Source organism: Halorubrum sp. SP3, from assembly GCF_005435195.1.
In the GTDB taxonomy this organism is placed as follows: domain Archaea; phylum Halobacteriota; class Halobacteria; order Halobacteriales; family Haloferacaceae; genus Halorubrum; species Halorubrum sodomense.
Genome location: NZ_SGTU01000651.1, coordinates 1 through 254, shown reverse-complemented (window position 1 = coordinate 254; position 254 = coordinate 1). Strand labels below are relative to the sequence as shown.

At 65.0% G+C, this 254-nt stretch carries 1 pseudogene; it reads left to right on the top strand.

The features are described 5' to 3' along the window. Positions 1-17 precede the first annotated feature (17 nt). Positions 18-254: pseudogene (locus tag EXE42_RS17850) on the top strand (hypothetical protein); the annotation flags it as partial.

Sequence of the window (254 nt, the reverse complement as noted above, 5' to 3'; positions counted from 1 at the left end):
AGCGGACGGACGGGACGATGGAAGCGTACGTTGAGCTCACGGCCGGCAATATGGACTTCGCGATGGCCGATGACTGGGCGTCTCGCCAAGCGGTGGGCGAGGCGTTCGCGGACCAGGAGCTCAACTTCAAGCTCACGCTGTACACGACGACCGACCCGTATCCGGCTGCGACACTCGTCGACCAGCTGGACGCAAGACTGTCAGATCCGGACGTGGCCGCGACCGAATCGCTGCGTGCGCTCATCGCCGCCTAC